The sequence below is a fragment of the Bacillus nitratireducens genome (assembly GCF_036320425.1).
Taxonomy (GTDB): domain Bacteria; phylum Bacillota; class Bacilli; order Bacillales; family Bacillaceae_G; genus Bacillus_A; species Bacillus_A nitratireducens.
In genome coordinates this window covers 189,409-215,916 of the sequence record NZ_JAUMJO010000001.1, presented here as the reverse complement: position 1 = coordinate 215,916, position 26,508 = coordinate 189,409, and the positions used below count along the sequence as shown (strand labels likewise).

Here is a 26,508-nt window from a genome sequence, read left to right as displayed (position 1 = left end):
TAGAAAGGAATTTTCAGAATAGTGGAGAAAATATTTTTACAAGGAAAATTTTTAACGAACAGAATGGGTAGGGGATCAAGATGATACGAGAGATTAGAGTAGAAGATGCAGCATCATTTTTACAATTAAGTAAGCAGTTAGACGAAGAAACGAAATTTATGTTATACGAACCAGGAGAAAGAAAAACTACAGTAGAGCAACAAGAAAAGATGGTCCACCGTTTTATTGAAAATGAATATGCGACAATATTTGTAGCAGTTGAAGAAAAGAGAATAGTAGGGTTTATTTTAGTTAATGGAAATAATATTCAAAGAAAAAGACATGTGGCAGGCATTGTAATTGGTATTTTGCAAGAGTATAGTGGCCGAGGTATTGGAACGACTTTGTTTAAAGAGGTAGAGAAGTGGGCAAGATTACATGATGTATGGCGTTTAGAATTAACGGTAATGGCCCACAATACAAGAGCTCAGGCACTATATAGCAAAATTGGATTTGAACAAGAAGGTGTCAAAAAATCTGCTCTTATCATCGATGGAAAAGGTGTCGATGAGTATGAAATGGCCAAATTATTAAAATAAGAGGTCGTTATATGAAAAAAAGATGGGCACTACTTGGTATCGTAGCGATGATACTGATTGTTGGAGTAGCAGGAATAAATTATAAGATGTACAAGGATCAAGAGGCGAGGGAAGTAAATGTAAATAATATATTTCCAAAAGCAACAGAAACGATTGCAAATATGGATGGAGATATCGCGGTCATTAGTAATCCGAATTCGATGCTTGTACTTGTGAATAAAAATAGGCGATTACCAGATGGGTATAGACCGCCAGATTTAGTTATTCCGAAAGTACGTTACTCTAGTGAAGGTGATCAAGAGAAGAAAAAGATGAGGAAAGAGGCAGCGTTGGCACTTGAAGAAATGTTTCAGCAAGCTAATAATGAGCGGATTTTCCTTTTTGCAGTCTCTGGATTTAGATCTTTTGATCGACAAAAAGCATTAAATACGATGTATAAAAGGCAAGATGGCGAAGCAAAGACAGCGATGTCTAGTGCAGTCCCTGGTACGAGTGAACATCAAACAGGACTAGCTATGGATATTACATCTCAATCAGCTAAGTTTCAGTTAGAAACTGTTTTTGGGGAGACGAAAGAAGGAAAGTGGCTTTCTGAAAATGCCCATAAGTTTGGTTTTGTTATTCGATATACGAAAGAGAAAGAAGGGATTACTGGTTATCGTTATGAACCGTGGCATGTACGGTATGTTGGGAATCCGCAAGCTACATATTTATATGAAAACCAACTGACGCTTGAAGAAGTAACACAGTAATGAATTGAGGGGAGAAGGCTAAGATGACGATGTTATATAGGAAAAAGGTACATGCATATATTACGAGAGAAAAAGAAGGGGTTATGCAACTACTCGTTTTTAAACATCGTGATATACGAGAGGCTGGTATCCAAGTGCCAGGTGGGACAGTAGATGAAGGGGAAACGTTAGAGGCAGCAATTTTACGTGAAGTACAAGAAGAGTCAGGACTACGCCATTTTTGTATCGAGCGCTTTCTTTCCGATTACATTATTTTTGTGAAAGAAAAAAAGGAATATCAAAAACGCCATTTTTTCCATATTTCATTATTAACAGATGTGAAAGATACGTGGGAACATATAGTGAGAGCTGGTGAGGAAGACAAAGGTTTAGTATTTTGTTATGAGTGGGTTGATATTAACAAATGCCCTGAATTAGCAGGTAAACAAGGAGAGTTTTTACATTTGCTAGAAGAGGTATACGTAAAATAATAAAAAGAGTCTGAGGCGACAATGTGTTCGTTTCAGACTCTTTTTATTTCTCTGGAAATTAAAGGTTTTTTAACGGGTAAGTTGAAGTCCTTAAAAGGGATTGTAGTTATTTATGCGAGGAGCGGAGAAAATGAAAAGAATAATATATACACGTCATCAATAAAAGGGCTTATAAAAGGAGAATGAATATGGAAATACAGTATAATACATTATTGCAAAAAGAATTAACAATTCATGATATTCAAAAGGAAATGGAAGCTGGGCATTTAACTTCAAAAGAACTAGTCATGTATTATCTTCATAGAATCGCAAAGTATGACCAAGATGGACCGAAAATTAATTCAATTTTAGAAATTAATCCAGATGCTATCTTTATTGCAGAAGCGTTAGATTATGAAAGAAAGACAAAAGGTGTAAGAGGTCCATTACATGGTATACCTGTTTTACTTAAGGATAATATTGAAACGAATGACTCGATGCATACAAGTGCTGGTACGATTGCCCTAGAACAAAATATAAGTAGTGAAGATGCATTTCTCGTTACAAAACTTCGAGAAGCAGGAGCAATTATAATAGGTAAAACAAATATGACAGAACTAGCAAATGCAATGTCTTTTGAAATGTGGGCTGGATATAGCGCTAGAGGCGGTCAAACAATTAATCCTTACGGTACAGGAGAGGATGATATGTTCGTTGGTGGCTCAAGTACAGGGTCTGCTATAGCAGTTGCCGCTAACTTTACTGTATTATCCGTCGGAACAGAGACAGATGCTTCTATTTTGAGCCCAGCTGTTCAAAACTCGGTTGTAGGTATTAAACCGACTGTTGGCTTAATTAGTCGTAGTGGAATTATTCCTTTCACTTATTCACAAGATACAGCTGGGCCATTTGCTAGAACGGTAACAGATGCTGCTATTTTACTAGGGAGTCTAACTGGGGTGGATGAGAAGGATGTAGCTACTCATAAAAGTGAAGGAATGGCATATCAAGATTATACACCTTACCTCGATGCTAACGGTTTAAAGGGGGCGAAGATTGGTGTATTTAGCAATGCGCCAAAAGATTATTATGAATCTGGAGAATACGATGAAAAATTGTTTAAGGAAACGATTCAAGTTTTACGTAGTAAGGGAGCGACAATAGTAGAAGATATTGATATTCCATCTTTTCATAGAGAATGGAGCTGGGGAGTTCCGCTTTATGAACTGAAGCATAGCTTAGATAACTATCTTTCTAAATTACCTTCTACCACTCCAGTACATTCTATGTTGGAATTAATAGAGTTTAATGAAAATATAGCAGGAAGAGCTTTGAAATATGGACAAACTAAGTTAGAAAGAAGAAAAGATTTTCCTAATACGTTAAGGAATCAAGAATATTTAAACGCAAGATTAGAAGATATATATTTTTCACAAGAACAAGGTATTGATTTTGCATTGGAAAAATATAATCTTGATGCGATACTGTTCCCATCCTATATAGGATCCACTATATGTGCAAAAGCAGGTTATCCATCTATAGCAATGCCTGCGGGATATATGGATAACGGGAGGCCTTTTGGAATTACTTTTGCAAGTGCTGCTTTTAGTGAAGGGACATTAATTAAACTAGCATACGCTTTTGAACAGGCGACAAAACATAGAAAGATTCCGAATTTATCGTAAATGGAACATATAAAAGGACAGGAAATCCCTGTCCTTTTTGTTATATAGATTAAAAAGAAATATCCTTCTTTTGCGTTTTTTGATGCTTTAATAAGCTAAAAGACAAACAAGCAGAACATAAAATAAGAAAAGAAGCGATGATATAAATAGTACGAACACCGAAAATATCAGTAATAATTCCAACGCTAAGCATAGAAAGGCCTGAAGCTGTCGAGAGAAGTGCACCATGGGCTGTATACATCTTTGATAATAACGAAGGAGAGACACTTGATTGAAGGACTGTTGTTTGAGAAATATCTCTAATTTGATAACAAGGGCCCATTAGAATGCAAAGAAATAGAGCGATAAATGCGTTGCTTGTAACACCATATAGAAACGTAAGGATGCTAAACATAAGAGAGCCTAACGCCATGGAGCGTATTAAATTGTTTTGAATGTATGAACTCATTCTCCACGCTATTAGACCACCAATTAATGTACCGACATAATAACTTGTATTAATATATCCCCACCATTCTTCTCCCTTATGTAGAACAGTCGTTACATAAGCCATCGTAATAGCACCGATCCATATTGTCCCTGCGAAAGTTTCAATTAAGTCCATTAGTGTAACTGTGCGCAAAGAAGGGTGATGAAATAATAGTTTCCAGCCTTCTAATAAAGCGGTGCTTTTTGAAGAGGAAGGCTCTGTTACTCGTTCAGTATGTATGGAACGTAATGAAAAGTGTAATGCAATACATCCAAAAATCATCAAAATGTTATTAATCATGAGTGTAGAAGTAGCACCAATGAGAAGAACTATAATACTTGTAAATGAATAAGCTGTCGCTTGTGCAATTTGTGTTGAAAAGGAAAAGATACTATTTACTTTTACCAATTTTTCTTTTGGTGTTAGGCGTGGAAGGATGCTGTATAGTAATGGAGCACTCCACCCACTACATAATGAAATGAAAAAAATGAAAGTTAATAGAGCTAAAATGTTTGTGGATAAGACCGGGAATAAAATCATTAATAATAGCAAAAGAGCTGTTTTCAGCCATTGCAGAGTATATAGCAACGTATAAGATGGAAGCCAATTCATTATAAGTGGTGCAGATATGTTAGCGATAAGATTTGTAATAACTTGTAATAATGGAAAGAGAGCGGTAATTGTAGCTGATTTAGTTGTGATGTAGATGTGAGTTGTAATAATCATTACGTATACAATGTCAGCAAGGGTAATACATATTTTGGAGCCTAAATAGTAAACTAGTGAGCGATTCAGCAATAAGAATACCACCTTTCAAATCAATGGTGCTTTTTAATTATAATTATTATAATCTGCAAGTTATATTTTTGAAAGAATTAAATTTTTTGTCATTTTTTGAAAGGGATTTTCATGTATAATGAAGAATATATTAATATAGTATTTTAATAATGCTTGTTGTAACAGCGAATATATATAATAGCTTGTAGCAAACGTCCCTCTATGAGAAAGGGCGGATAAACCATTCTTTTCTTCATATACATATAGAAAATGAGAAAGAAAGTGAGGGTTGCATATGGCTGGATGGGTGATTTGGTTCATAATAGCAGGTATTTTATTTATCGCGGAAATGTTGTCGATTACGTTTTACATGCTTTGGCTTGGGATTGGGGCTGTTGTCGGAGGTCTTATTGCTTTGTTTGCCCCTGATGCACTATTTTTACAAGTTGTTGCTGGTGCGATTGTCAGTTTAACATTGACCTTCTTTACGAAAAGAATTTCAAAAAACTTTCGAGAAGCAAAAGGTTTTACTGATACAGTAGATAAACTTGTTGGTAAAAAGGGAATTGTTATGCAAGCGATTACAAGTGAAGTGAACGGTATTGTGAAAGTGGATGGAGATACTTGGACAGCTATTTCGGATACTCCTATCGATGCTGGAGAAAAAGTCGTTGTTATAAAGAGGCATAGTACTATTTTACAAGTAAAAAAGGAGAGTGAATAAATATGGTAGTAGCATTAACGTTAACGATTATTTTCGCGTTGATTGTCGTTGTATTTGTTGCATTGACGATTAAAATTGTCCCACAGCAAAAAGTTGGAGTTATTGAAAGGTTTGGTAAATTTCAACGCATTATGCACCCAGGATTAAATTTATTAATACCGATTGTGGATCGCGTTCGTGTATATCATGATTTACGTATTCAACAAACGAATGTACCACCGCAAAAGGTAATAACGAAAGATAATGTACAAGTAGAAATTGATACAATTATTTTCTATCAAATTGTTGAACCAGAACTTGCGACATACGGTATTTCTAACTATGAATATGGTGTTCGTAACATTACTTCTGCAACGATGCGTCAAATTATTGGTAAAATGGAACTGGATGAAACATTATCTGGCCGTGAAAAAATTTCAACGGAAATTCGCTTAGCGCTTGACGAAGCAACAGAAAAATGGGGCGTTCGTATTGAACGTGTTGAAGTTGTCGATATTAATCCGCCAAAAGATGTGCAAGCATCGATGGAAAAACAAATGAAAGCAGAACGTAATAAACGTGCGATCATTTTAGAAGCTGAAGCTGCAAAACAAGATAAAGTTCTTCGTGCTGAAGGTGAAAAACAAAGTAAAATCTTGATGGCTGAAGGGGATAAAGAAGCACGTATTCGTGAAGCTGAAGGTATACGAGAAGCGAAAGAATTAGAAGCACAAGGGGAAGCAAGAGCGATTGATGAAATTGCAAAAGCAGAACAAAATCGAATTGAGTTACTTCGTGCAGCAGATTTAGATGAGCGCGTACTGGCTTATAAATCATTTGAATCATTGATTGAGGTCGCGAAAGGGCCAGCAAATAAAGTCTTTATTCCATCTAATGCAATTGAAACACTTGGTACTCTTGGTGCAATCGGAGAAATCTTTAAAGAAAAACAAGCGAAGAAACTACCTTCAAATGATACAGGTAAAGAACAATAAGAGTGAGAAAGGGAAATGGGATGCCATTTCTCTTTTTTTGTGCGTATATTCCATAAAGCTTGTACATATTCATGTATAAAGAAGGTGATATAGTGAAAAAGTATGCAACTCGTATACATGGAAAGAAACTAATTTCATTACTCTTTTTATATGCACTAGTAGTAATTATTATTGCGTCGATTGTGACGTCACTTTTACATACAATGAAATCTTATTATGCGAATCAGTGGTTTGGAAAAGTATCGATGCAAGGTTTTGTACAAATGATAGAAAGTGAGAATCATTACTATGGATATGATTATTTTAAAAAATATAAACGAGACTCAGTTGGAAGTTTACTATTCTCTATCGCGACGGATTTGAAAATTAAAGATTTAAGAACGTTTGTTGGTAAAGAAGTACCCGGTATGTCAAAATATTATTCTAACATTATCGTAGCTGGTGAAGGGACGAACTATACGAATATTCCTAATGAATCTAGTGTACAAATTGAAGAAGTAACGAAAGAACGAGAAGTAGCAAAAGACAAAGTTACAGAAGCGGAAAAGAAGAATCCAGTGCAAAAAAAGAGCGGGACAAAAAAGGGAGAAAGCGCGGTATATATTTACCATACACATAGCTGGGAATCCTTCTTTCCATTATTACCAGGTGCTACCGATCCATCGAGTCCAGATGTAAATGTGTCCTTATTAGGGGACCGTTTTAAGGAGCAACTTGAAGGACAAGGAATTCCAGTAATTCATGATAAAACGAATATGGGTGATTTACTAGCTAGTAAAAAATGGGTATGGTATCAGTCATATAAAGCATCGCATGGATATGTAAAAGAAGCATTAGCACAGAATAGTAAAATTGCGTTTCCGATTGATATACATCGTGATGATCAGCGAAAGAAGGTAACAACAAAAGTCATTAACGGGAAATCGTATGCAAGATTATATTTTATAATTGGGATGGAAAACGAAGGGCGTGCTGAAAATGAAAAAATCGCAAGGGCGATCAATAGCTATTTAGATGAAAACTATTACGGAATAAGTAGAGGAATATTCCCTAAGGATAAAAAAGACGGAAATGGTGTATATAATCAAGACTTATCTAAAAACGCAATGTTAATTGAAGTGGGTGGTGTGGATAATACGCTGGACGAACTATATAATACCATTGATGTGTTAACGGAAGCGTTTAGTAAATATTATTGGAATGATGCAGAGAAAGTGAATGGATGAGGGGCGGGAAACCGTTCCTTTTTCGTGTTGTTTAAAAAAAATTAAGATTTCATAATGTGAAATAAGAGCGAAATTGTAAGTATTAAAATTGATATAATGATTGAAAATTCAGTCATCAAATAGAGTTTCTAAACTTTTTAGTATATTATTATGGGAAATTGGAGGGGAAAGAATGGCAATTAGAACAGGGGAACAGTATATTGAAGGATTACGAAAAAGAAATCCTGAAATTTGGATTGGTGGAAGAAAAGTAACAGATGTAGTAAATGAAGATGTTTTTCGCGACCCCATTTTACAAATTGCTAACTTATATGATATGCAGCACAATCTAGAATATCAGGATAAGATTACTCATATATGCGAAGAGACAGGGGAAAGGGTCTCAAATGCCTTTTTAGTGCCAAAAAATTATGAGGATTTAAAAGCACGTCGTGAATTATTTGAAGTATGGGCAAAAGCTACCTTCGGTTTAATGGGAAGAACACCAGATTTTTTAAATGTAACAGTAACTTCAATGGCAAGTAATTCTTGGTTTTTTGAGAAGTTCAATCCAGAATGGGGAGCGAATATAAAGAATTATTATAAACATATACGGGATAATGATTTATTTTTAACACATGCGATTATTAATCCGCAAAATGATCGTAGTAAGGCTTCTCATCAACAAGAAGATGAAACTATGCATTTAGGTGTAGTAAGTGAAACAGCAGAAGGGATGTATGTTAGTGGTGCTAAAATGTTAGCGACACTCGCCCCTATTACAGACGAGGTAATTATATATTCCTATCCAAGTTTTAAGCCAGGTGATGAACGTCATGCAATCTCTTTTGCAGTACCAATTGATGCACCAGGACTAAGAATTCTTTGTCGTGAGCCAATGCAAGATGGAAAACGTTCTCTATTTGATCATCCACTTGCATCAAGGTTTGAGGAAATGGATGCATTACTAGTATTTCATAATGTGTTTATCCCATGGGATAAAGTATTTATTTATCAAAATATAGAAGCTGGGAATCAATTGTATCCTAAAACGGGAATTGGTCATCAGCCAGCGCATCAATCTGGAGTAAGAGGATTAGTAAAGCTTTCTTTCGCTGCTGAAGTAGCTATGAAATTAGCAGATTCGATAGGAGTAGATGGATTTTTGAATGTACAAAACCAGTTAGCAGAACTTATGCAAGATGTAGAAACGATACGTGCGCTCTTACAAGTAGCTGAGTATGAATATGAAAAGAATCCATATGGAGAAGTTATTCCTGCAAGGTTGCCACTTGATACAATACGCAGTTTATTACCTAAAATGTATCCACGTGCAATTGAGATTATTCAAACCATTGGTGCTGGTGGATTATTAATGTCACCGACAGGTGCAGATTTTATGAATCCCGAAATTCAAGACGATATGGAAAAATACTATATTGGGCGTGAAGGAGTATCTTCTGAGGAACGAGTTCGTTTATTTAAATTAGCATGGGATTTATGTGGAGAAGCTTTTGGACAACGGTTATTACAATATGAGCGTTATTATTCTGGAGATCCGGTACGTAAAATGGGAATGTTTTATAATGCGTACAAAAAACAACAAACGTTTTCCCTAGTAAACAATGCTTTGCAATCAAGTTCATCTGAAGGTGCTTTAAGTTAAATAAAAATGTTTGCGCTTACATTTTTATTTAGAAAAGGAAGGAGCAACAGATGATAACAAGAATTTTACTGTTAGGATGTAAATCTTCTTATATTTTTAACAACATCTAAAACTAGAGAACTGTAACTGGAATAGGGGAGGTAAATGATTTGATCGCTTCTATCAGTAAAATTTGTAAAATTCTAAATTGTTTCACGAGTGATGAGCCTGTACTAGGTAATTCTGAAATAGCGGAAAAACTAAATATGAATGCAAGTACGGTTCATCACCTTGTTCGTACGTTGTGTGAAGAAGGAATGCTCATTCAAGATGAGCAAAGAAAATATAGATTAGGCTGGAAATTGTTAGAGTGGGGAAACCAGGTTATGTTTCAGCAAGAGATTTATAGCGGAGCAATTCCACTTGTAGAAGAGCTTGTTAGAAATTTTAATGGGACTGTGCATATTGGTATGTATGATCGTGGTGATGTCGTATTTATTTTGAAAGTGTCATCAAGGGAATCAGTTCAAATTTCAACACATGTTGGATCAAGAGAGCCTGCATATTGTACAAGTACAGGGAAAGTGTTGCTTTCGTTCCATTCATCTTCATTAGAATGTACGTCAGAAAAAGAACTTTTACGACGAGCCCCTAATACAATTACTTGCGTGAAACAATTCCAAGTGGAGTTACAGAAGATTCGTAAACAAGGATATTCAATTAGTGATAATGAAAATGAACATGGACTATATGGAATTGCTGCTCCAATTCGATCTTATACTGGCAGAACTATTGCGGCGCTTAATATTGTTGGTCCCATATCATATATGCAGGGAAGTCAACGTGAAATCATAATTCAAAGTGTGATGAATACAGCAAATTTGATTTCAAAGGAATTTGGTTATTTAGAAATCTAACTTTAGAAGAAGAGAGATGAGAATCATTTATATACATGAGCAGTGTATACCTGAATTAATGAAATCAATTGTTTCAATTGGTGCTTTTGATGGTGTACATAAAGGCCATCAAACTGTTATTAAAAATACGGTTGAGAAGGCAAAGGAATTAAAGATAACAAATGTTGTGTATACATTTGATCCACCACCACGTTCTTATTTTCAAGGGGCGCAAATATTAACACCCATTGAAGAGAAGGTGAAACGTCTTCAAAATCTCGGTGTTGAACATGTAATTGTAATTCGGTTTGATGAGTCATATATAACCAAAAGTGCGAGCTGTTTTGTTCAAGACTTAAAAAGGCTAAATCCTGTAGACATTTATATTGGTCAAGATTTTAGGTTCGGAAAAAATCGAGAAGGTAATATAGAGCTGCTAAGAGAACACTTCAATATTTCTATAGTGAAAGATGTTTGCTGTGAAGAAGGTGAGCGAATATCTTCAACGAGAATTAGAAATTATGTATGTCATGGAGAGTTGCAAAAGTCTAGCGCTTTACTCGGTTAGTCTTTTAAAACGATATAAATAGAAGGAATAAAGAGGAGGAAATAATATGTTTAAAACTTTGCAATCTTTTAATTTACTAAAATGGATTGATGAGAATAAGGAGTTATTGAAGCCGCCAGTAAATAATAAAGTTATTTGGCAAGATTCGGAATTTATTGCCATGATATTAGGTGGTCCAAATAGAAGACGTGATTTTCACGTAGATCCTTCAGATGAATTTTTCTATCAAATTAAAGGTGAATGTTATGTGGAGTGTATTACAGAGGAAGGTAAGCGGGAAGTCGTCACAGTAAAAGAAGGGGATGTATTTATGCTGCCAGCTATGGTACCACATTCACCACACCGTGTTGCTAATACATTTGGGCTAGTAATTGAAAGAAAACGTAGCCAAGGAGAACTTGAGGATTTCGTTTGGTTCTGTGACGAGTGTAATCATGAAATGCATCGTGTGCGTGTTCAATTAAATGATATTGAAAAGCAAGTAAAAGAAGCAATTCATAGTTTTAATTCGAATAAGGAAATTCGAGCATGTAAGCACTGTGGTCACATTATGCCAGAAGAAGTGGAGGAATGGAAGTGCGAATAGATTTTCATACACATATTATTCCTGAGACTTTTCCGGATTTTGAAGAGAAGTTTGGTGGTGGTCGTTGGCCGATATTAAATCGGACTTGTACATGTGGTGCAAGTATTATGGTTGGAGGTAAAAACTTTCGTGACGTTACAGACCAAGTCTGGTGCCCTAAGAAAAGAATTGAAGATATGGACCGTGAAGGTGTAGATATTCAAGTTTTATCGCCAATCCCTGTTACATTTTCGTATTGGGCAAAACCAGAGGAAGCCGAAAGTATGGCACGTATTCAAAATGATTTTATTGCAGAAACAGTTTCAGCACATCCAGATCGTTTTGTAGGGCTAGGAACAGTTCCGATGCAAGATGGAGAAACTGCAATTCGTGAAATGGAGCGTTGTATAACGGAATTAAATTTACATGGTATTGAAATTGGTACAAACGTAAATGGTAAAAATTTAGATGATCCATCGTTTATTGAATTCTTTCGAATGGCTGAAAAATGGCAAGTTCCGATTTTTATTCACCCATGGGAAACATTAGGGCGCGATAGAATGCCACATCATAATTTTATGTATACAGTCGGGATGCCAAGTGAAACAGCACTTGCGGCAGCTACACTAATATGTAGTGGGATAATGGAGAAATTTCCACGGTTAAAGGTTTGTTTTGCACATGGGGGAGGGTCTTTCCCATATATTTTGCCAAGATTAGATCAAGGATGGAAAGTATGGCCGCATTTACGGTTGACTACACACCCTCCTAGTTATTATGCAAAGAAATTTTATTTTGATTCTTTAAATTATGATCCTATTAATTTGAAATATATGATTGAAAGATTTGGACATGAAAAAATTTTCATGGGCTCAGATTATCCATTTCTATTGCGAGAAGTTGATCCTGGAAAAGTGATTGATGAAACAGTCGGTTTATCGGAGGAACAAAAAGCAGCGATGCTCGGGGGAAATGCTGCGGAATTTTTAAATATTGATATAAAAAAACGAGGTGTAGCATATGCAGAGATTACAAACACCTGAGAGCAAATTAAGTGAGTTAGGAATCACACTACCAGCTATTCGCCCAGCAGTTGGAAATTATGTTAGTTGTGTAAAAGTAGGTAACTTATTGTTTACTGCAGGACAAGGTGTAGATGAGTATCACGGGAAGTTAGGAAAGGATATTTCAATTGATGAAGGATATAAAGCAGCAAGACAATCCATGTTGAATTTATTGAGTGTTGTGAGAAACGAACTAGGTGATTTAAATAAGGTAAAACGAGTTGTAAAGCTACTTGGTTTTGTAAATAGTACGGAAGATTTTATTAATCAGCCAAAAGTAATGAATGGGGCATCTGATGTATTAGTAGATATTTTTGGGGAAAAGGGAAAACACGCCCGATCTGCAGTCGGTATGGCTCAATTACCTAATAACACAACAATTGAAATTGAGATGGTTTTAGAAATTGAGGAGTAGGAGGTAAGGAAGGTGAACAAAGAATTATTAACTGACAAAATGAAAGTAAAAAATGCGAAATTGTTTATTGATGGACAATACGTGGATTCCATATCTGGCGAAACATTTGATACGTTCAATCCAGCGACGAATAGAAAACTTGCTTCTATTGCAAAGGCAAATGAAGAGGACACAAAAAGAGCAATTGATGTGGCAGAACGTACATTTAAAAGCGGCATTTGGAGTAAAATGCCTGTGGAAGAGCGGTCGAATATTTTATGCAAAATGTCAGATTTGATTATGGAAAGAGTGGATGAACTAGCATATATAGAAACTCTTGATGTTGGAAAACCGATTAAAGAAAGCAAAGGATTCGATATACCCCGTTCGGCTCATAATTTTCGCTTCTTTGCTGAAATGGCTAAATATATGGTGCATGAGCATTATGACAAACATAACTTTATGTCATATGCAAAGTATGCTCCCGCGGGAGTGACAAGTTTAATCATTCCTTGGAATTTGCCATTTATGCAAATGACGTGGAAAGCATCAGCTGCACTTGCTTCTGGTAATACTGTTGTTGTCAAGCCGGCCTCTTATACTCCATTAAGTGCAGTTATGCTTGGTGAAATTGCAAATGATGCAGGACTACCTCCAGGTGTACTTAATATTATTACAGGTCCAGGGAATACTGTCGGGACAAAAATGACAACACATCCAGCTGTAAGAAGAATTTCATTTGTTGGAGAAAGTAATACAGGAAAAACAATTATGCGTAATGCATCAGAAAACTTAATACCTGTTTCATTAGAATTAGGGGGCAAATCAGCAAATATCGTATTTGAAGATGCAGATTTAGATGAAGCGGTACAAGGATCGATTGAAGCTATTTATCGGAACCAAGGAGAAATTTGTTTAGCTGGTTCAAGATTACTTGTGCAAGAAAGTGTATATGAACAGTTTTTAGAGAAATTTGTAGCGGCTGTAAAAAGAATAAAAGTTGGAGATCCTCTTTCTGAAGATACAGATATGGGAGCGCTTGTATCAAAATCTCATTTAGAAACAGTTGATCGTTATGTAGAAATAGGAATTTCAGAAGGGGCAAAATTAGCCTATGGTGGAAAAAGAGTGGAGAGTCTAGTAGAAGGAAACTTTTATGAACCTACTATTCTATATGATGTTGATAACAGTATGCGTGTAGCGCAAGAAGAGATATTTGGCCCAGTTCTAGTTGTTATTCCATTTAAAACGGAAGAGGATGCAATTCGCATTGCGAATGATTCCATTTATGGACTAGCTGGAGTTGTTTGGACAAATGATCTTAGACGAGCGCAACGAGTGGTTTCACAAATCGATTCAGGCTTATTATGGATTAATTGTTGGTATGTTCGAGATTTACGTACTCCATTTGGCGGTTCGAAGGCGAGTGGGATTGGTAGAGAAGGTGGACGTCATAGTTTCGAATTTTATACGGAAGCTAAGACGGTTACGATGAAATTATAAAGGGGATGTTTTAACTTAAAGTTCAAAGCTCTCATCTGACATTTATGGAAATAAAATAGTTAGGTGGGGGCTAGTTATATTGTCGTTGATAGGGGATATATAAATTTGAAAAATGAGGTGAAAGCAATTGTTAATTAAAGAATTAGCTGATGAACTATTACAAGCTGAAAATTCACGAGTAGGGATACCTCCATTTACTGAGAGATATGCTAATTTATCTGTTGAGGATGCTTATAATATTCAGCTTGAAGTAGTAGAAAGAAAGTTGGAGAATGGGCGTTGTGTAATTGGAAAGAAAGTTGGACTTACGAGTGTTGCAATGCAACAAATGCTTGGGGTAAATGAACCAGATTATGGACATTTACTGGACGATATGAAGATAGAAAATGGTAGTGAAATTTCAATAAGTTCCTTTGTAGCTCCCAAAATAGAAGCAGAAATAGGGTTTGTTTTAGCAGAAGACTTAAATGGGCCTAATATTACATATGTTGACGTACTAATGGCGACGAAATATGTAGTGCCTACACTTGAAATTATTGATAGTCGAATTGCTGATTGGAAAATTCGGCTTGCTGATACAGTGGCGGATAATGGATCGTCGGCAAAAGTTGTAATTGGTGATACATTCTCTAGCGTTGATAAAGTAGATTTACGTACAACTGGAATGACACTTTATAAAAATAATAGTTTAATTGCAACGGGTGCTGGTGCGGCTGCATTAGGGCATCCTGCGCAAGCTGTTGCTTGGCTAGCTAATAAACTTCATGAGTTTAATATTGGATTAAAAGCAGGGGAGTTAATTTTACCAGGTGCGTTATCTGGTGCAGTCTCAGTAAATAGTAAAGATAGTATTCATGCTGATTTCGGTTCACTCGGATCGGTTTCTGTTACCTTCATATAGATTAAAAGATTGAAAAAAGGGGGGATAGATGTGGAGAAAGTAAAGGTAGCCATTATTGGATCAGGTAATATTGGCACGGATTTAATGTATAAATTAAGAAAAAGTGAAGTCATAGAGCTGAATGCCATGATTGGAATAGATTCGGAATCGGATGGTTTAAAGCGAGCAAAAGAAGCGGGATACGAGATTTTTGATAATGGAATACAAGCAATTATTGATAATCCAAATTTAGCCGATATTGTATTTGATGCAACTTCAGCTAAAGCACATAGTCACCATGCAAAAGTATTGGGGGAACTTGGGAAAATAATAATAGACTTAACACCTGCTGCATGTGGGCCGTTCGTTTGCCCTGCTATACCAAATAATAATTTTGTAGAAAAGCAAAACGTTAATATGATTACGTGCGGGGGACAAGCAACGATTCCGATTGTTTATGCTATTAATGAGGTAGCAAATGTTACATATGCAGAGATAGTTGCTACAATTTCAAGTTTAAGTGCAGGTCCAGGTACAAGGGCAAATATTGATGAGTTTACAATTACGACAAGGCGCGGAATCGAAGAAATTGGTGGGGCAGATCAAGGGAAAGCACTTATTATATTAAACCCTGCTGAGCCTCCTATATTAATGAGAGATACAGTATATTGTGAAGTTAAGTATATGGATGAGGCTTCTATCCAAGAAGCGATTCAAAAGATGGTTGAAGTAGTTAGGACGTATGTTCCAGGTTATTCTTTAAAACAAGAGCCGATGTTTGATGGGAATCGTGTAACTGTATTTTTAGAGGTTGAAGGAGCAGGAGATTATTTTCCCCCTTATGCCGGTAATTTAGATATTATGACAGCAGCGTCATTAAAAGTAGCTGAAGAATTCGCAGCACAAATCATTTCAGAGAAGAAAAGAGGTGTAATGAATGAGGCGAAATAGTGAAATGCCAGTGAAAATAACGGAAGTTTGTTTACGTGATGGAAGCCATGTAATGAAACATCAATTTACAGAAAAACAAGTTCGATCTGTTACAAGGGCATTAGATGAGGCCGGTATGCATTATATCGAAGTGAGTCATGGAGATGGTTTAGGTGGTTCTACATTACAATATGGAAAGTCATTAGTTAACGAAATGAAGCTAATTGAGGCAGCAGTAGATGAGTGTAAGCAAGCTAAAGTAGCTGTTTTGTTAATTCCTGGTATTGGAACTATCCATGAATTAAAGCAAGCTGCAAATATTGGTGCGAAACTTGTTCGTGTAGCAACGCATGTAACAGAAGCGGATGTTTCAGCTCAGCATATTCAATTTGCGCGTGAGTTAGGTATGGAAGTGTGCGGTTTTTTAATGATGGCACATTCTGCACCGGTTGAAAAATTAGTAGAACAAGCAAAGCTTATGGAGGATTATGGTGCAGAAGCAATTTATGTAACTGATTCGGCTGGTGCTTTATTACCCCACGAAGTACGTGAGCGTATTCGTGCATTACGTCAATCTTTAAATATAGAAATTGGTTTCCATGGTCATAATAATCTTTCGGTTGCAGTAGCGAATACAGTCACTGCAATTGAGGAAGGTGCGACACGTATTGACGGAAGCGTGCGGTGTCTTGGGGCAGGAGCTGGAAATGCCCAAACAGAAGTATTGCTAGCTGTTTTGGATCGTATGGGATATAAGCTAGATATAGATTTATATAAGATGATGGACGTAGCTGAGGAGGTTGTTGCCCCTTTATTACCAGTACCACAAGAAATCCAAAAAGGTAGTCTAGTAATGGGATATGCTGGTGTATACTCTAGCTTTTTATTACATGCTGAAAGAGCGGCAAAACGCTTTAATGTAGATGCCCGTGATATTTTAATAGAACTGGGGAAAAGAAAAGTAGTTGGAGGGCAAGAGGATATGATTTTAGATGTCGCGGCAGAATTAGCAAAGATAAAAACGGGGGTGTAAAAGATGGCTTTAGTGAAAGGAGCAGATTTAGAAATTGTGGAGTATTTACTTCAAGCTGAAAAGGAAAGGAAAGAAGTAGTAAAAGTAACGGATAAGCACCCAGATTTAACAGTAGAGGATGCTTATAAATTGCAAAAATGTTTAATTGAACAGAAAATGAACGAAGGTTCTAAAAGAGTTGGTGTGAAGCTTGGGTTAACGAGTAAAGCAAAACAGCAAATGATGGGTATTGATGAAGCGATATACGGATATTTATTGGAAGATATGTTAGCGTTCGAATGGGAGCCATTGCAATACGAAATATTGATTCATCCAAAAGTAGAACCAGAGATTGCTTTTTTAATAGGTGAGGATTTACAGGGAACGAATGTGACAGCAGATGATGTATTAAAGGCAACAAAATATGTTGCGCCAGCTTTAGAGATTATTGATAGCAGGTATTTAAATTTTAAATTTACATTACCTGATGTAATAGCAGATAATTGTTCATCTTCAAAGTTTTTATTAGGAAGTAGATGGATGGATGCTAAAGAAATAGACTTAGCTAGTGTAGGGATGGTTATGTCGAAAAATGGTAAGATTGCTACAACTGGAACGGGGGCAGCAGTACTGGGACATCCAGCAGAGGCAATTGCTTGGGCGGTAAATAAACTTGGTTTACAAAATGAAGGATTAAAAAAAGGTGATATCGTATTAAGTGGAGCATTATCAGAAGCGATTGCATTTAAAGCAGGAGATTCTATTATTGCACAATTTGATCACTTAGGAAGTGTAGCGATGTTTTGTGAATAAATAGCAAAGAGAGAGATAGAAATGCCAATTGTACAAATTCAAATTATAGAGGGTAGAAGACAAGAACAAATTCAAAATCTTATTTCGGATGTTACAGAGGCAGTTGCAAAAAATTTAGATGTAGATGTTGGGCGTGTACGTGTTTTAGTAAATGAAATACCTAGTTCACATTGGGGAGTAGGAGGAAAGTCAAAAGCTAGTTTAGAAGAAAGTTAGTTAGTAATAAAAGCAATTTTCATTCTTTTATGAATGGGGATTGCTTTTATTATTTTGAAAATTTTTGATAATATGTTAAAATTTAATCTTGGTTTTAAGGAGATAAGGGGGAGTAAGAATGCAAATACTACTAATACGCCACGGAGAATCCGAGGCAGACATTTTACATGTACATGAAGGTCGAGCTGACTTTGAATTAACAGAAAAGGGAAGACAGCAAGTGCAAAGGCTTGTAAAGAAAGTGAAAGCAGATTTCCCACCAGATTTCATTTGGGCAAGTACATTAAAACGTGCTCGAGAAACGGCTGAAACATTAGCTGAAGCGATTCAGTGCCCAATTCAACTAGAAGAAGAATTAATGGAGTTTAATAACGGGATACAAGCAGGGTTATCATTTGAAGAAGCGAAAAAATATCCAGAGCCAAAATTTCTTCATGATCGTTTTGAAAACGGGGAATCATTTATTGAATTTAGAATGAGAATAGAAGGAATCTTTTCTAAAATCGTGACAGAGAATACATATGACCGAATTGCAATTGTTGCACACGGTGGTGTAATAAATAGTATTTTACGAGCGTTTTTCCAAATGCCAATTAGCATGGACTATTATTTTAAAATGGGAGATACGGGAATTAGTTTGATTGAACTTACGGATAAACAGAAAACTATTCATTTTATAAATGATACAAATCATTTAGATGGAATGTAAGAGGATATGTACAAAGTTGTATTTTTTGATGTTGACGGTACTCTTTTAAGCGAGATTGATAGAAGTATGCACGAAAGTACAAGAGAGGCTATACAAAGGTTAATAGATAAAGGAATTCACGTAGTTGTTACAACAGGGAGACCATATAGTTTATGTTCACAATTTAAAGAGCTGGGCATAAATACGTTTATTTCTGCAAATGGTGCACATATAAAATGTGCTGATGAAGTTATACATAAATCGGTACTTTCAAGTGAAATTGTTCATGATATTTCAAATTTTGCTGAATTACATGGTCATAGTGTTTCTTATTTTACAGAAGAATTTGTAATGAATGGTATTGCCTCAAAAGACGAACGTGTAATACGAGCATTAAATGAAACGTTAAATTTAGAGTGTTATCCTGACAAAGTTAGAAACTTGTCAGAAGAGATTTATTGTGTTTGTCTGTATGCTGATGAAACAGAAGCCCAAAAATTCTTTGAAAGATATCCAGCACTTACGTTTGAACGTTTTCATGGCTACGTTATGAATGTGTTGGAAGATAATAAAGTATCGAAGCTAACTGCAATTCAAAAGGTATTGGAACATTTAAACATTTGTAAATCAGAAGCAATTGCTTTTGGAGATGGTGGGAATGATGTTGAGATGTTGCAATATGTAGGATTAGGAATTGCGATGGGGAATGGCGGAGAAGAGTTAAAAACAAGAGCAGATTTCGTTACAAAGAAATCAAGTGAAGGTGGTATTTTATTTGCCTTAGAGAAGTTTCATATCGTCTAACATACCTTTATTGAAATAAAGGTATGTTAGGATCTTTAATGTGCTCGCACAATAAAATATGAATTTGCCCGCGATGATGATAAAAGTGTGCAACGATTTCAAGTAACCATTCGAATCGAGAATAAGAAATCCCCCAATAAGCAGTCATAATTTCCGCTAACTCTTCATTGGAATAGGATAAGAAAGTTTTAGAAAGTAGTTCGTACCCTTTTATCATCATTTGTTGCATTTGAGTAATTGTTTTTGGTGTATGTTCTAAATAAAAGGTACGTAACTCTTTTTCTGTAATACCATTTAAAATGAGTAAATCAGCATGGCAAATAAGAGAAAGATGTGCACACATTTCAAATAATGATCGCTTCGAGTGAATTGGTTGTATTTTTAAATCGTCTTCATTATATTGGTTAAGCATTTGAATAGAAGTATCAACAGCAACTTGTAGTTGATGCAAGGCAGAGTGAACAAACATTGTAATTCTCCTCACCTCCGTATATAATAGTTTCTTAAGGGTATTATATCATACTCAAAATTCCGAAAATTCTAGTAGTTTGACTAGCATATTGAAAAGTATTATATTGTAAAAGGTCATATGAAACGTGAAATAGAATGGAATGTAATTATTGAGTTAGGAGTTAGACCAATGAGCTTGAAATATGGAAGAGATACAATTGTTGAAGTTGACTTAAATGCTGTAAAACATAATGTAAAAGAATTTAAAAAACGTGTGAATGATGAAAATATTGCAATGATGGCTGCTGTAAAAGCGAATGGGTATGGCCACGGAGCAGTTGAAGTTGCGAAAGCTGCTATCGAAGCAGGAATAAACCAACTTGCAGTTGCATTTGTAGATGAAGCAATAGAATTAAGAGAAGCTGGAATCACTGTACCGATTTTAATTTTAGGCTATACATCAGTAGCAGCTGTGGAAGATGCAATTCAATATGACGTTATGATGACTGTTTATAGAATTGAAGATTTACAAAGTATAAATGAAATTGCAAACCGTCTTCAAAAGAAAGTGCAAATTCAAGTGAAAATTGATACAGGAATGAGTCGTATCGGTTTACAGGAAGAAGAAGTGAAACCATTTTTAGAAGAATTAAACCGTATGGAGTATGTGGAAGTGGTAGGAATGTTTACACATTACTCTACCGCTGATGAAACTGATAAAGCATATACGAATATGCAAACAAGTTTATTCGAAAAAGCTGTAAATACAGCAAAAGAATTGGGAATTCATTTTCCATATATTCATAGTTCAAACAGTGCAGGATCAATGGAACTTAGCAACACATTTCAAAATATGGTTCGTGTCGGTATTGGAATCTATGGAATGTATCCTTCCAAAGAAGTTGATCATACTGTTGTAGTGTTAAAACCAGCGTTGTCTTTAAAATCAAAAGTAGCTCATGTTAAACATGCGAAGAAAAATCGTGGTGTTAGTTATGGAAATACGTATGTAACAACGGGTGAAGAATGGATTGCAACTGTACCGATTGGTTATGCTGATGGTTATAATCGCCAGTTGTCTAATAAAGGACATGCATTAATAAACGGAGTTCGAGTACCTGTTATTGGCCGTGTTTGTATGGATCAGCTTATGCTAGACATTTCAAAAGCAATGCCAGTACAAGTTGGGGACGAAGTAGTATTCTACGGTAAACAAGGCGAAGAAGAAATTGCGGTAGAAGAAGTAGCAGATATGTTAGGGACAATTAACTATGAAGTTACATGTATGTTAGACAGAAGAATCCCACGTGTTTATAAAGAAAATAATGAAATGACTGCTGTTGTAAATATATTAAGAAAAAACTGAATCGTTATGATTCAGTTTTTTTATTTTTCACAAATGAAAAATGTTCTATTTGTACCATGTAGTTGAATGTTTTTAAATCCTACAGATTCCAACGAAGAAATTATTTCTTCATTAGAGTAACAAGCTTCCTCAAAAGAAAAGTCACTTCTTTGCCAATTATCATTTATGTCATGCTTAAATAGTATAAAGTTCATCTCTGCTTTTTTTCTTTCAATGTCATAAGTAGAGTTTATCGTACAGACATATTTTTGTTCTGAAATGTGAAAGGACGCACTCCAATTTTCAAGAAAACCTTTCTCCATATTCATATCAAATGCAAATGTACCTCCATCATATAATGCTAAATAAACATGATGAAAAGTGTTTTTTAGCTCATCTAATTTCATTATATGATTTAAGCTATCACCGGCTGAAATGACATAGTGGAATTGCTCATTCAATTTGAAAGAGCGTGCATCATCGACGATGAAGGATGCATCTGGCGCGTTTTGACGTGCGTGTTCAATCATTTGAGCAGAACCATCTATACCAGTTACTATAAAATTATTATCAATTAGTTTCCTAGTAAGATGACCAGTCCCGCAGCAAAGGTCTAATATACGGGAGTGGGGAGCGGCACCTTGTAAAACGAATTTATGATAGGCTGGATAAGAGTGTTCTGCAAAATGTCCCCAATGTTTATTATAGATCTCTGCAAAAATATCATAATCAGAATAAATTAGTTTTTTAGACATATGTATTCTGCTCAAAATTCATTAAATTATAATAGTCATGCTTCGTTTTAATTTCAAAACCACATTGTGTATATAGTTTTAAAGCATTATTATTTTTCGTTTCGACGTCTAATTCAATTGTTGAAACTCCTTCTATAATAAGTGTATGTACCATATAACTAAGAATATCTTTACCATACCCTTTACCTTGATAAGAAGGATGAACTGCGAATCCTGATAGTGTAGTAGATTGTTCTTGCTCAGAAACGGTAATCGTTCCAATTGCTTTTTCATTAATAAGAGCAATGTAAACTTGATGAGAAGGTGAATTCATCATTTTCTGTAACCATGTAGCGGTATTTTCTACAGAATCTCCAAAGGCTTTACTGGAAATTTCAATAAGATTAAGAAGTGATTCTGAAGATGCAAGAGTGAGCTGTATAGTATTCTTTGTTGTTTGTTGCACTTCTTTTGCTTTGAACTCCATACTATATTCACTATATAAATAAGGTAACTTCATTTGTTTTGCAAATTCTTTCCCAGAAGCAGAATCCCCATTCATAATAAGAAGAGCTTCATCTACCTCTCTTATCCGTATTTCTTTCATTGCGGTTTGTAAAAGAGTGGTGCCTATATGTTGTTTCCTATAGTTTGGATGAACAAACCCTATTAACTCCAGTTTTGTCGGTCTTTCAAAGTCATACATACTTAATGCACCAATTAATTGAGTACCATCACAAAATAGAAAATCATTTATCATTTCTTTATTACGGGCAGTTAAAAAGTTGACATGTAAATCTGACGAGTAATCAATTTTATCTTGTTGTCCGCAAATATGAGCTAAATCTTTCATTTGCTGAATTTCGTTTGCTGTTAAAGATTTCTTTTTTTCAATATTCATTTCATAATCCCTCTCATTCGTATTTAAAAATAGGATGGATGACTTAGCCACTTTTCTAACTCCACACTGCCCTGAACAGATAATAACCGGTACAAATATCGATAGGGGTGTCTACATTCTTCAAGACGAGGAATGGGCATAATGGTTTCGTAACCTTGTTTAAAAGCATGAGCCTCTTTTTTTTGTAAATACATATTCTAAGCCGATAAAATCAAACTCTCGAGGAGCAACTGCATAGGCTTCTGTATCTACTAAACCCGTAATAGTTGTACCATCTGATAAAAACTGAGTAGGATCCATATCAATTAAAACGAGTGTAGATTCCTTTGGTGCAGGCAAGGAAGATAGCTGTGATTCAAAAGTATGAAATGCGTTATGGATACTCGTGTTATCGGAATAGAACCTATTTACAAGTTCTTTACTGACTTTTAATATGTGAGATTTAAATTCTTCTAGTGGAATGTGGAAAGTACTTGATGGGTTTCCTATAAACTCTGCTTGAAACGAATGAATTTCTGCTAGTCCTTTTCCAAGGCTGAATAAAATAGAATCAGCTTGTCCGATAAATGTTTGCAGTGTATTTCCAGTTAGTTTTTCGACGATTACATACTCTCGCTCATTTAAAACATGTTTTTGCAAAATAGTAGGGATGGGTAAGGTAGTATGCTTTTTCAATAATGCGTGTATTGTTTCTAAACGATGTACATGCCTTGGATCAATTCCAAAAAGGTTTTTACATCCCCACCAAAAATCATTGTTGGGCTCTTCAGTCATTTTTGAGGAACGAACAATAACTTCTTCAGCTTCTGTTTTAACAAGAAACACGTCGCTTGCATGGTCTACATAGCCTGGATGCAAAGTTTGAACAGATAAAATAGGTGAAGTGAACAATTGTTGTAGCATGAAAGAGCTCCTTTTTCTGTAAATTCTCTAAATTTAATTATATAACATAATGTAATTAAGAGGTAAAAATTAGGGGGATATTATTTTTGTATAAAGTGTATTAAATTTTGAGATTCTACATAAGAATCACCAAAAAGGTGAAAAATGTGTGTATATAAAGCAATTTCTTTGTATTTGCGAAAAAAATTAGTTATGATAATACTAAGAAAATATATAAGTTTTGGGGGTAATGAATGAAAAAATTATTTGAATACGTATTATTAACAATTGGCTCCATTATTGTAGCGGGTTCACTAGAGCTTATTTTAGCGCCAAATGGCTTAGTAGACGGAGGGGTAACCGCGATTGCTATTATGGCAAATAAAGTTGCTGGATTACCGCTTTACGGAGTGTTTTTAGGACTTAACATCCCGATTTTACTATTTACTGCAAAAGTAATGGGAAAGAAGTTTTTCATCCGTACATCCTATGCAAATGTTGTTACAACACTCGGATTGATTTATTTAAAACCATTTCCAGCAATTACGACTTCGGAATTATTAATTGTACTTTATGGAGGAGTTCTATTTGGTGTTGGTGTAGGGATTGTTGTAAAAATGGGCGGAGCAATTGATGGATCAGAAATGTTAGCTGTTTGGATGAACAAGCATTTTAAAGTACCAATTAGTACATTTTTACTTGCTGTAAATGCGGTTATTTTTGTATTTGTTGCTATTTTATTTTCAATTGAGCAAGCGATGTTCTCATTAGCAATTTTCTATATTGTTACGAAGATGATAGATTTCATATTAGACGGTATTAATCAAGGAAAGAGCGTCATGATTATTTCGAATAAAAATAAAGAAATTGGCGAACTGCTTATGAAAGAATTACAACTGTCTGTTACGTATCTACATGGAGAAGGTGGTTTTTTAGGAGAGCACCAGAGAATTATTTATTGTATTACAAACCGTTTCATTTATCCAAAAATGAAAGATCTCGTTCTCTCTGTAGATCCAAGTGCTATAATTGAAGCTTCTTATTCAACAGAAACAACTGGTGTAAAGCGTCCAGGAAGGACAGCGAGATCAGGGCAAGTATCAGAAGAATAGTGAATAAAAATAACTCCACGTAAGTATAACTTACGTGGAGTTATTTTTAGTTAGGGAACCAGACTTTTTTCAATAATTTTACAATCGTTTCGATACTATCTTCGGGAATACTGCCGAAACCGAGTAATACATACGATACCTTCTTTAAATTGTGAACAGAATCGTATGTGGAGAGAGGATACAACTTAATTCGCTGTTTTGCAGCAGCATGAATAAGTTCTTGTTCGTTCATCCCATTATGAACATGAAGTACGATGTGCAGTCCTGATTGTTCACCGAGTATATGAACGTTATTGCCCATTTCGTTTGTAATAGATTTAACTAAAGAAATATGTTTTCTTTTATATAACGTACGACTTCGATTAATATGGCGTTCCCAATCCCCATTTTGAATAAAGGTTGCAAAGGCAAGTTGCTGCAGGATAGAAACAGTTTGTTTAAACATGCCTCCAAGCGCTTTATAGATTTTTAAAAGATGAGGTGGTAAGACGATATACCCCATTCGCAAAGAAGGTAAAAAGGATTTCGAGAAAGTTCCCATATAAATAACGCGTTCATTTGAATCTAGTCCCTGTAAAGAGGGGATAGGTTTTCCTACATAACGAAATTCCCCGTCATAATCATCTTCAATAATATATCCTTCGCAATCATTGGCCCATCTTAATAATTCGAGCCTTCTAGATAATGGCATAATCATTCCAAGAGGAAATTGGTGAGATGGAGTGACGTATGCTACATTAGCACTTGATTCACGTAAAGCTGAAATATGAATCCCTTTCTCATCTAGAGGTATAGGGTGAACAGGAAGAGCAGAACTTTGAATCATAGCAGTTATACGGTGAAATCCAGGGTTTTCGATTCCATATTCTTTTTTTGAACCAAGCAGTTGGAGTAGTAGCCAAAGAAGAGGCTGCGTACCGGCTCCAATAATAATTTGATCAGGTGTAGAATGTACCCCGCGAGCATGATATAAATATTTTGAAATATGTTCTCGTAGAATGAACTCACCTTGAGGATCTTCTTTAGCAAATAATTCATTTTCATACTGGAATAAAGTTTCTTGTAATGCTCTTTTCCAGTTTGTAATTGGAAAAGCTTTTTGATCAATAAGGCCTTGGCTACAATCATAGTCATATTGTTCATTTTTAATATTGTTAGCTCTGTTTGACGCAACGTGTTGTTTATTTTGAATGACATCAATATCAACTTCCACAACAAAAATCCCGCGTTTCGGTTTACTTTCTACATAACCTTCAGCTAGTAATTGTTGATAAGCAGATTCAACAGTAATACGACTAACATTAAGTTGTATCGCTAAATTTCTGTGAGAAGGAAGGCGCGTACCGGCAGGCAGTAATCCCTGAGAAATTTCTCGTTTCATATATTCGTAAATTTGTAAGTAAATTGGTGTTTTACTTTCTAATTGTAATGGGATAGTAAGATCCATTTTAAGAATTCTCCTTTAAAAACTGGCCATATAAAAAATAATCGAA

General features: G+C 35.4%; 28 protein-coding genes and 1 pseudogene. 23 read left to right on the top strand and 6 right to left on the bottom strand.

Features of this window, described 5'->3' with window-relative positions:
* Positions 1 to 80: 80 nt before the first annotated feature.
* The 4 genes from Q3V31_RS01175 (at position 81) to Q3V31_RS01160 (ending at position 3,464) form a co-directional block, all read left to right on the top strand.
* On the top strand, positions 81 to 578 hold the full coding sequence (locus Q3V31_RS01175; RefSeq protein ID WP_016129234.1) for a GNAT family N-acetyltransferase: 498 nt from the start codon (positions 81 to 83) through the stop codon (positions 576 to 578).
* Between the two features lie 11 nt (positions 579 to 589).
* A complete protein-coding gene (locus Q3V31_RS01170) occupies positions 590 to 1,330 on the top strand; it encodes a M15 family metallopeptidase (protein WP_000747652.1) in 741 nt (246 codons plus the stop codon).
* Positions 1,331 to 1,353: 23 nt separating this feature from the next.
* Positions 1,354 to 1,800: an NUDIX hydrolase gene (locus Q3V31_RS01165; RefSeq protein ID WP_090813205.1), complete on the top strand. Its 447-nt coding sequence runs from the start codon at positions 1,354 to 1,356 to the stop codon at positions 1,798 to 1,800.
* A gap of 188 nt (positions 1,801 to 1,988) precedes the next feature.
* A complete protein-coding gene (locus Q3V31_RS01160) occupies positions 1,989 to 3,464 on the top strand; it encodes an amidase family protein (RefSeq protein WP_000405625.1) in 1,476 nt (491 codons plus the stop codon).
* 49 nt (positions 3,465 to 3,513) lie between these two features.
* Here the strand turns inward: Q3V31_RS01160 and Q3V31_RS01155 are convergent, their stop codons facing one another.
* Positions 3,514 to 4,731: an MFS transporter gene (locus Q3V31_RS01155; RefSeq protein ID WP_000934743.1), complete on the bottom strand. Its 1,218-nt coding sequence runs from the start codon at positions 4,729 to 4,731 to the stop codon at positions 3,514 to 3,516.
* A 274-nt stretch (positions 4,732 to 5,005) separates the two neighbouring features.
* Here Q3V31_RS01155 and Q3V31_RS01150 point away from each other — a divergent pair, with 274 nt between their 5' ends.
* The 17 genes from Q3V31_RS01150 (at position 5,006) to Q3V31_RS01070 (ending at position 19,591) form a co-directional block, all read left to right on the top strand.
* Complete coding sequence (locus Q3V31_RS01150; protein ID WP_000929496.1) at positions 5,006 to 5,434, top strand: NfeD family protein; 429 nt, start codon at positions 5,006 to 5,008, stop codon at positions 5,432 to 5,434.
* Between the two features lie 2 nt (positions 5,435 to 5,436).
* Positions 5,437 to 6,408 (top strand): SPFH domain-containing protein, encoded by a 972-nt coding sequence (locus tag Q3V31_RS01145; RefSeq protein WP_016129236.1) that lies wholly within the window; start codon positions 5,437 to 5,439, stop codon positions 6,406 to 6,408.
* Between the two features lie 71 nt (positions 6,409 to 6,479).
* Positions 6,480 to 7,634 carry a stage II sporulation protein P gene (spoIIP, locus tag Q3V31_RS01140; protein ID WP_002075600.1) on the top strand — a complete coding sequence of 385 codons (1,155 nt, stop codon included), beginning with the start codon at positions 6,480 to 6,482 and terminating at the stop codon, positions 7,632 to 7,634.
* Between the two features lie 172 nt (positions 7,635 to 7,806).
* Positions 7,807 to 9,279: a 4-hydroxyphenylacetate 3-hydroxylase family protein gene (locus Q3V31_RS01135; protein ID WP_329761815.1), complete on the top strand. Its 1,473-nt coding sequence runs from the start codon at positions 7,807 to 7,809 to the stop codon at positions 9,277 to 9,279.
* 149 nt (positions 9,280 to 9,428) lie between these two features.
* The gene (locus tag Q3V31_RS01130; protein ID WP_000561977.1) at positions 9,429 to 10,175 is read left to right on the top strand and encodes an IclR family transcriptional regulator; all 747 of its coding nucleotides are present in this window, start codon (positions 9,429 to 9,431) and stop codon (positions 10,173 to 10,175) included.
* Between the two features lie 16 nt (positions 10,176 to 10,191).
* Positions 10,192 to 10,722, top strand: coding sequence for an FAD synthetase family protein (locus Q3V31_RS01125; RefSeq protein ID WP_001220345.1), 531 nt, complete (start codon positions 10,192 to 10,194; stop codon positions 10,720 to 10,722).
* Positions 10,723 to 10,768: 46 nt separating this feature from the next.
* On the top strand, positions 10,769 to 11,308 hold the full coding sequence (gene nbaC / locus Q3V31_RS01120; RefSeq protein ID WP_329761814.1) for a 3-hydroxyanthranilate 3,4-dioxygenase: 540 nt from the start codon (positions 10,769 to 10,771) through the stop codon (positions 11,306 to 11,308).
* Positions 11,293 to 12,330, top strand: a complete 1,038-nt coding sequence (locus Q3V31_RS01115; protein WP_033656566.1) for an amidohydrolase family protein — start codon at positions 11,293 to 11,295, stop codon at positions 12,328 to 12,330. Before nbaC ends, Q3V31_RS01115 begins: the two co-directional genes overlap by 16 nt.
* Entirely contained in the window at positions 12,308 to 12,766 is a 459-nt protein-coding gene (locus tag Q3V31_RS01110) for a RidA family protein (RefSeq protein WP_001189373.1), read from the top strand. The genes Q3V31_RS01115 and Q3V31_RS01110 overlap by 23 nt, the downstream gene beginning before the upstream one ends.
* 12 nt (positions 12,767 to 12,778) lie before the next feature.
* The gene (locus Q3V31_RS01105) at positions 12,779 to 14,248 is read left to right on the top strand and encodes an aldehyde dehydrogenase (RefSeq protein WP_329761813.1); all 1,470 of its coding nucleotides are present in this window, start codon (positions 12,779 to 12,781) and stop codon (positions 14,246 to 14,248) included.
* 127 nt (positions 14,249 to 14,375) lie between these two features.
* A complete protein-coding gene (locus Q3V31_RS01100; protein WP_000905638.1) occupies positions 14,376 to 15,149 on the top strand; it encodes a 2-keto-4-pentenoate hydratase in 774 nt (257 codons plus the stop codon).
* A 30-nt stretch (positions 15,150 to 15,179) separates the two neighbouring features.
* Positions 15,180 to 16,079: an acetaldehyde dehydrogenase (acetylating) gene (locus tag Q3V31_RS01095; RefSeq protein ID WP_000416720.1), complete on the top strand. Its 900-nt coding sequence runs from the start codon at positions 15,180 to 15,182 to the stop codon at positions 16,077 to 16,079.
* A complete protein-coding gene (gene dmpG / locus Q3V31_RS01090) occupies positions 16,066 to 17,091 on the top strand; it encodes a 4-hydroxy-2-oxovalerate aldolase (protein WP_001254084.1) in 1,026 nt (341 codons plus the stop codon). The genes Q3V31_RS01095 and dmpG overlap by 14 nt, the downstream gene beginning before the upstream one ends.
* Positions 17,092 to 17,094: 3 nt before the next feature.
* Positions 17,095 to 17,883, top strand: a complete 789-nt coding sequence (locus Q3V31_RS01085) for a 2-keto-4-pentenoate hydratase (protein ID WP_090813207.1) — start codon at positions 17,095 to 17,097, stop codon at positions 17,881 to 17,883.
* Positions 17,884 to 17,898: 15 nt separating this feature from the next.
* Complete coding sequence (locus Q3V31_RS01080) at positions 17,899 to 18,099, top strand: 4-oxalocrotonate tautomerase (protein ID WP_255257093.1); 201 nt, start codon at positions 17,899 to 17,901, stop codon at positions 18,097 to 18,099.
* 118 nt (positions 18,100 to 18,217) lie between these two features.
* Positions 18,218 to 18,808: a histidine phosphatase family protein gene (locus Q3V31_RS01075; protein WP_001166449.1), complete on the top strand. Its 591-nt coding sequence runs from the start codon at positions 18,218 to 18,220 to the stop codon at positions 18,806 to 18,808.
* Positions 18,809 to 18,814: 6 nt separating this feature from the next.
* Positions 18,815 to 19,591: a Cof-type HAD-IIB family hydrolase gene (locus Q3V31_RS01070; RefSeq protein ID WP_000278981.1), complete on the top strand. Its 777-nt coding sequence runs from the start codon at positions 18,815 to 18,817 to the stop codon at positions 19,589 to 19,591.
* A 7-nt stretch (positions 19,592 to 19,598) separates the two neighbouring features.
* On the opposite strand, the gene Q3V31_RS01065 is transcribed toward Q3V31_RS01070, so the two are convergent.
* Positions 19,599 to 20,060 (bottom strand): DinB family protein, encoded by a 462-nt coding sequence (locus Q3V31_RS01065; protein WP_000497556.1) that lies wholly within the window; start codon positions 20,058 to 20,060, stop codon positions 19,599 to 19,601.
* A 171-nt stretch (positions 20,061 to 20,231) separates the two neighbouring features.
* Here Q3V31_RS01065 and alr point away from each other — a divergent pair, with 171 nt between their 5' ends.
* On the top strand, positions 20,232 to 21,407 hold the full coding sequence (gene alr / locus Q3V31_RS01060; RefSeq protein WP_000054191.1) for an alanine racemase: 1,176 nt from the start codon (positions 20,232 to 20,234) through the stop codon (positions 21,405 to 21,407).
* A gap of 20 nt (positions 21,408 to 21,427) precedes the next feature.
* Here the strand turns inward: alr and Q3V31_RS01055 are convergent, their stop codons facing one another.
* The 3 genes and pseudogenes from Q3V31_RS01055 to Q3V31_RS01045 form a co-directional block, all read right to left on the bottom strand.
* Positions 21,428 to 22,141 (bottom strand): class I SAM-dependent methyltransferase, encoded by a 714-nt coding sequence (locus Q3V31_RS01055; protein WP_000038480.1) that lies wholly within the window; start codon positions 22,139 to 22,141, stop codon positions 21,428 to 21,430.
* Positions 22,134 to 23,021, bottom strand: coding sequence for a GNAT family N-acetyltransferase (locus Q3V31_RS01050; protein ID WP_001019356.1), 888 nt, complete (start codon positions 23,019 to 23,021; stop codon positions 22,134 to 22,136). The genes Q3V31_RS01055 and Q3V31_RS01050 overlap by 8 nt, the downstream gene beginning before the upstream one ends.
* Positions 23,022 to 23,044: 23 nt before the next feature.
* A pseudogene (locus Q3V31_RS01045) lies at positions 23,045 to 23,924 on the bottom strand (phosphotransferase).
* 233 nt (positions 23,925 to 24,157) lie between these two features.
* Between Q3V31_RS01045 and Q3V31_RS01040 the strand changes: the two are divergent.
* Positions 24,158 to 25,015, top strand: coding sequence for a YitT family protein (locus tag Q3V31_RS01040; protein ID WP_000732300.1), 858 nt, complete (start codon positions 24,158 to 24,160; stop codon positions 25,013 to 25,015).
* 46 nt (positions 25,016 to 25,061) lie between these two features.
* Here Q3V31_RS01040 and pdxR read toward each other — a convergent pair whose 3' ends face one another.
* A complete protein-coding gene (gene pdxR, locus Q3V31_RS01035) occupies positions 25,062 to 26,462 on the bottom strand; it encodes a MocR-like pyridoxine biosynthesis transcription factor PdxR (RefSeq protein ID WP_090813210.1) in 1,401 nt (466 codons plus the stop codon).
* Positions 26,463 to 26,508: the final 46 nt, after the last annotated feature.

Excerpts from the sequence above, each read along its gene's own strand:
- Q3V31_RS01145 (WP_016129236.1), top strand. The coding sequence starts at position 5,437 with ATGGTAGTAGCATTAACGTTAACGATTATTTTCGCGTTGATTGTCGTT.
- nbaC (WP_329761814.1), top strand. The coding sequence starts at position 10,769 with ATGTTTAAAACTTTGCAATCTTTTAATTTACTAAAATGGATTGATGAG.
- Q3V31_RS01160 (WP_000405625.1), top strand. The coding sequence starts at position 1,989 with ATGGAAATACAGTATAATACATTATTGCAAAAAGAATTAACAATTCAT.
- Q3V31_RS01040 (WP_000732300.1), top strand. The coding sequence starts at position 24,158 with ATGAAAAAATTATTTGAATACGTATTATTAACAATTGGCTCCATTATT.
- Q3V31_RS01170 (WP_000747652.1), top strand. The coding sequence starts at position 590 with ATGAAAAAAAGATGGGCACTACTTGGTATCGTAGCGATGATACTGATT.
- alr (WP_000054191.1), top strand. The coding sequence starts at position 20,232 with ATGAGCTTGAAATATGGAAGAGATACAATTGTTGAAGTTGACTTAAAT.
- Q3V31_RS01050 (WP_001019356.1), bottom strand. The coding sequence starts at position 23,021 with ATGAATATTGAAAAAAAGAAATCTTTAACAGCAAACGAAATTCAGCAA.
- Q3V31_RS01070 (WP_000278981.1), top strand. The coding sequence starts at position 18,815 with ATGTACAAAGTTGTATTTTTTGATGTTGACGGTACTCTTTTAAGCGAG.
- Q3V31_RS01075 (WP_001166449.1), top strand. The coding sequence starts at position 18,218 with ATGCAAATACTACTAATACGCCACGGAGAATCCGAGGCAGACATTTTA.
- Q3V31_RS01125 (WP_001220345.1), top strand. The coding sequence starts at position 10,192 with ATGAGAATCATTTATATACATGAGCAGTGTATACCTGAATTAATGAAA.
- Q3V31_RS01150 (WP_000929496.1), top strand. The coding sequence starts at position 5,006 with ATGGCTGGATGGGTGATTTGGTTCATAATAGCAGGTATTTTATTTATC.
- spoIIP (WP_002075600.1), top strand. The coding sequence starts at position 6,480 with ATGTATAAAGAAGGTGATATAGTGAAAAAGTATGCAACTCGTATACAT.
- Q3V31_RS01135 (WP_329761815.1), top strand. The coding sequence starts at position 7,807 with ATGGCAATTAGAACAGGGGAACAGTATATTGAAGGATTACGAAAAAGA.
- Q3V31_RS01055 (WP_000038480.1), bottom strand. The coding sequence starts at position 22,141 with ATGTCTAAAAAACTAATTTATTCTGATTATGATATTTTTGCAGAGATC.
- Q3V31_RS01110 (WP_001189373.1), top strand. The coding sequence starts at position 12,308 with ATGCAGAGATTACAAACACCTGAGAGCAAATTAAGTGAGTTAGGAATC.
- Q3V31_RS01115 (WP_033656566.1), top strand. The coding sequence starts at position 11,293 with ATGGAAGTGCGAATAGATTTTCATACACATATTATTCCTGAGACTTTT.
- Q3V31_RS01065 (WP_000497556.1), bottom strand. The coding sequence starts at position 20,060 with ATGTTTGTTCACTCTGCCTTGCATCAACTACAAGTTGCTGTTGATACT.
- dmpG (WP_001254084.1), top strand. The coding sequence starts at position 16,066 with ATGAGGCGAAATAGTGAAATGCCAGTGAAAATAACGGAAGTTTGTTTA.
- Q3V31_RS01085 (WP_090813207.1), top strand. The coding sequence starts at position 17,095 with ATGGCTTTAGTGAAAGGAGCAGATTTAGAAATTGTGGAGTATTTACTT.
- Q3V31_RS01165 (WP_090813205.1), top strand. The coding sequence starts at position 1,354 with ATGACGATGTTATATAGGAAAAAGGTACATGCATATATTACGAGAGAA.
- Q3V31_RS01175 (WP_016129234.1), top strand. The coding sequence starts at position 81 with ATGATACGAGAGATTAGAGTAGAAGATGCAGCATCATTTTTACAATTA.
- pdxR (WP_090813210.1), bottom strand. The coding sequence starts at position 26,462 with ATGGATCTTACTATCCCATTACAATTAGAAAGTAAAACACCAATTTAC.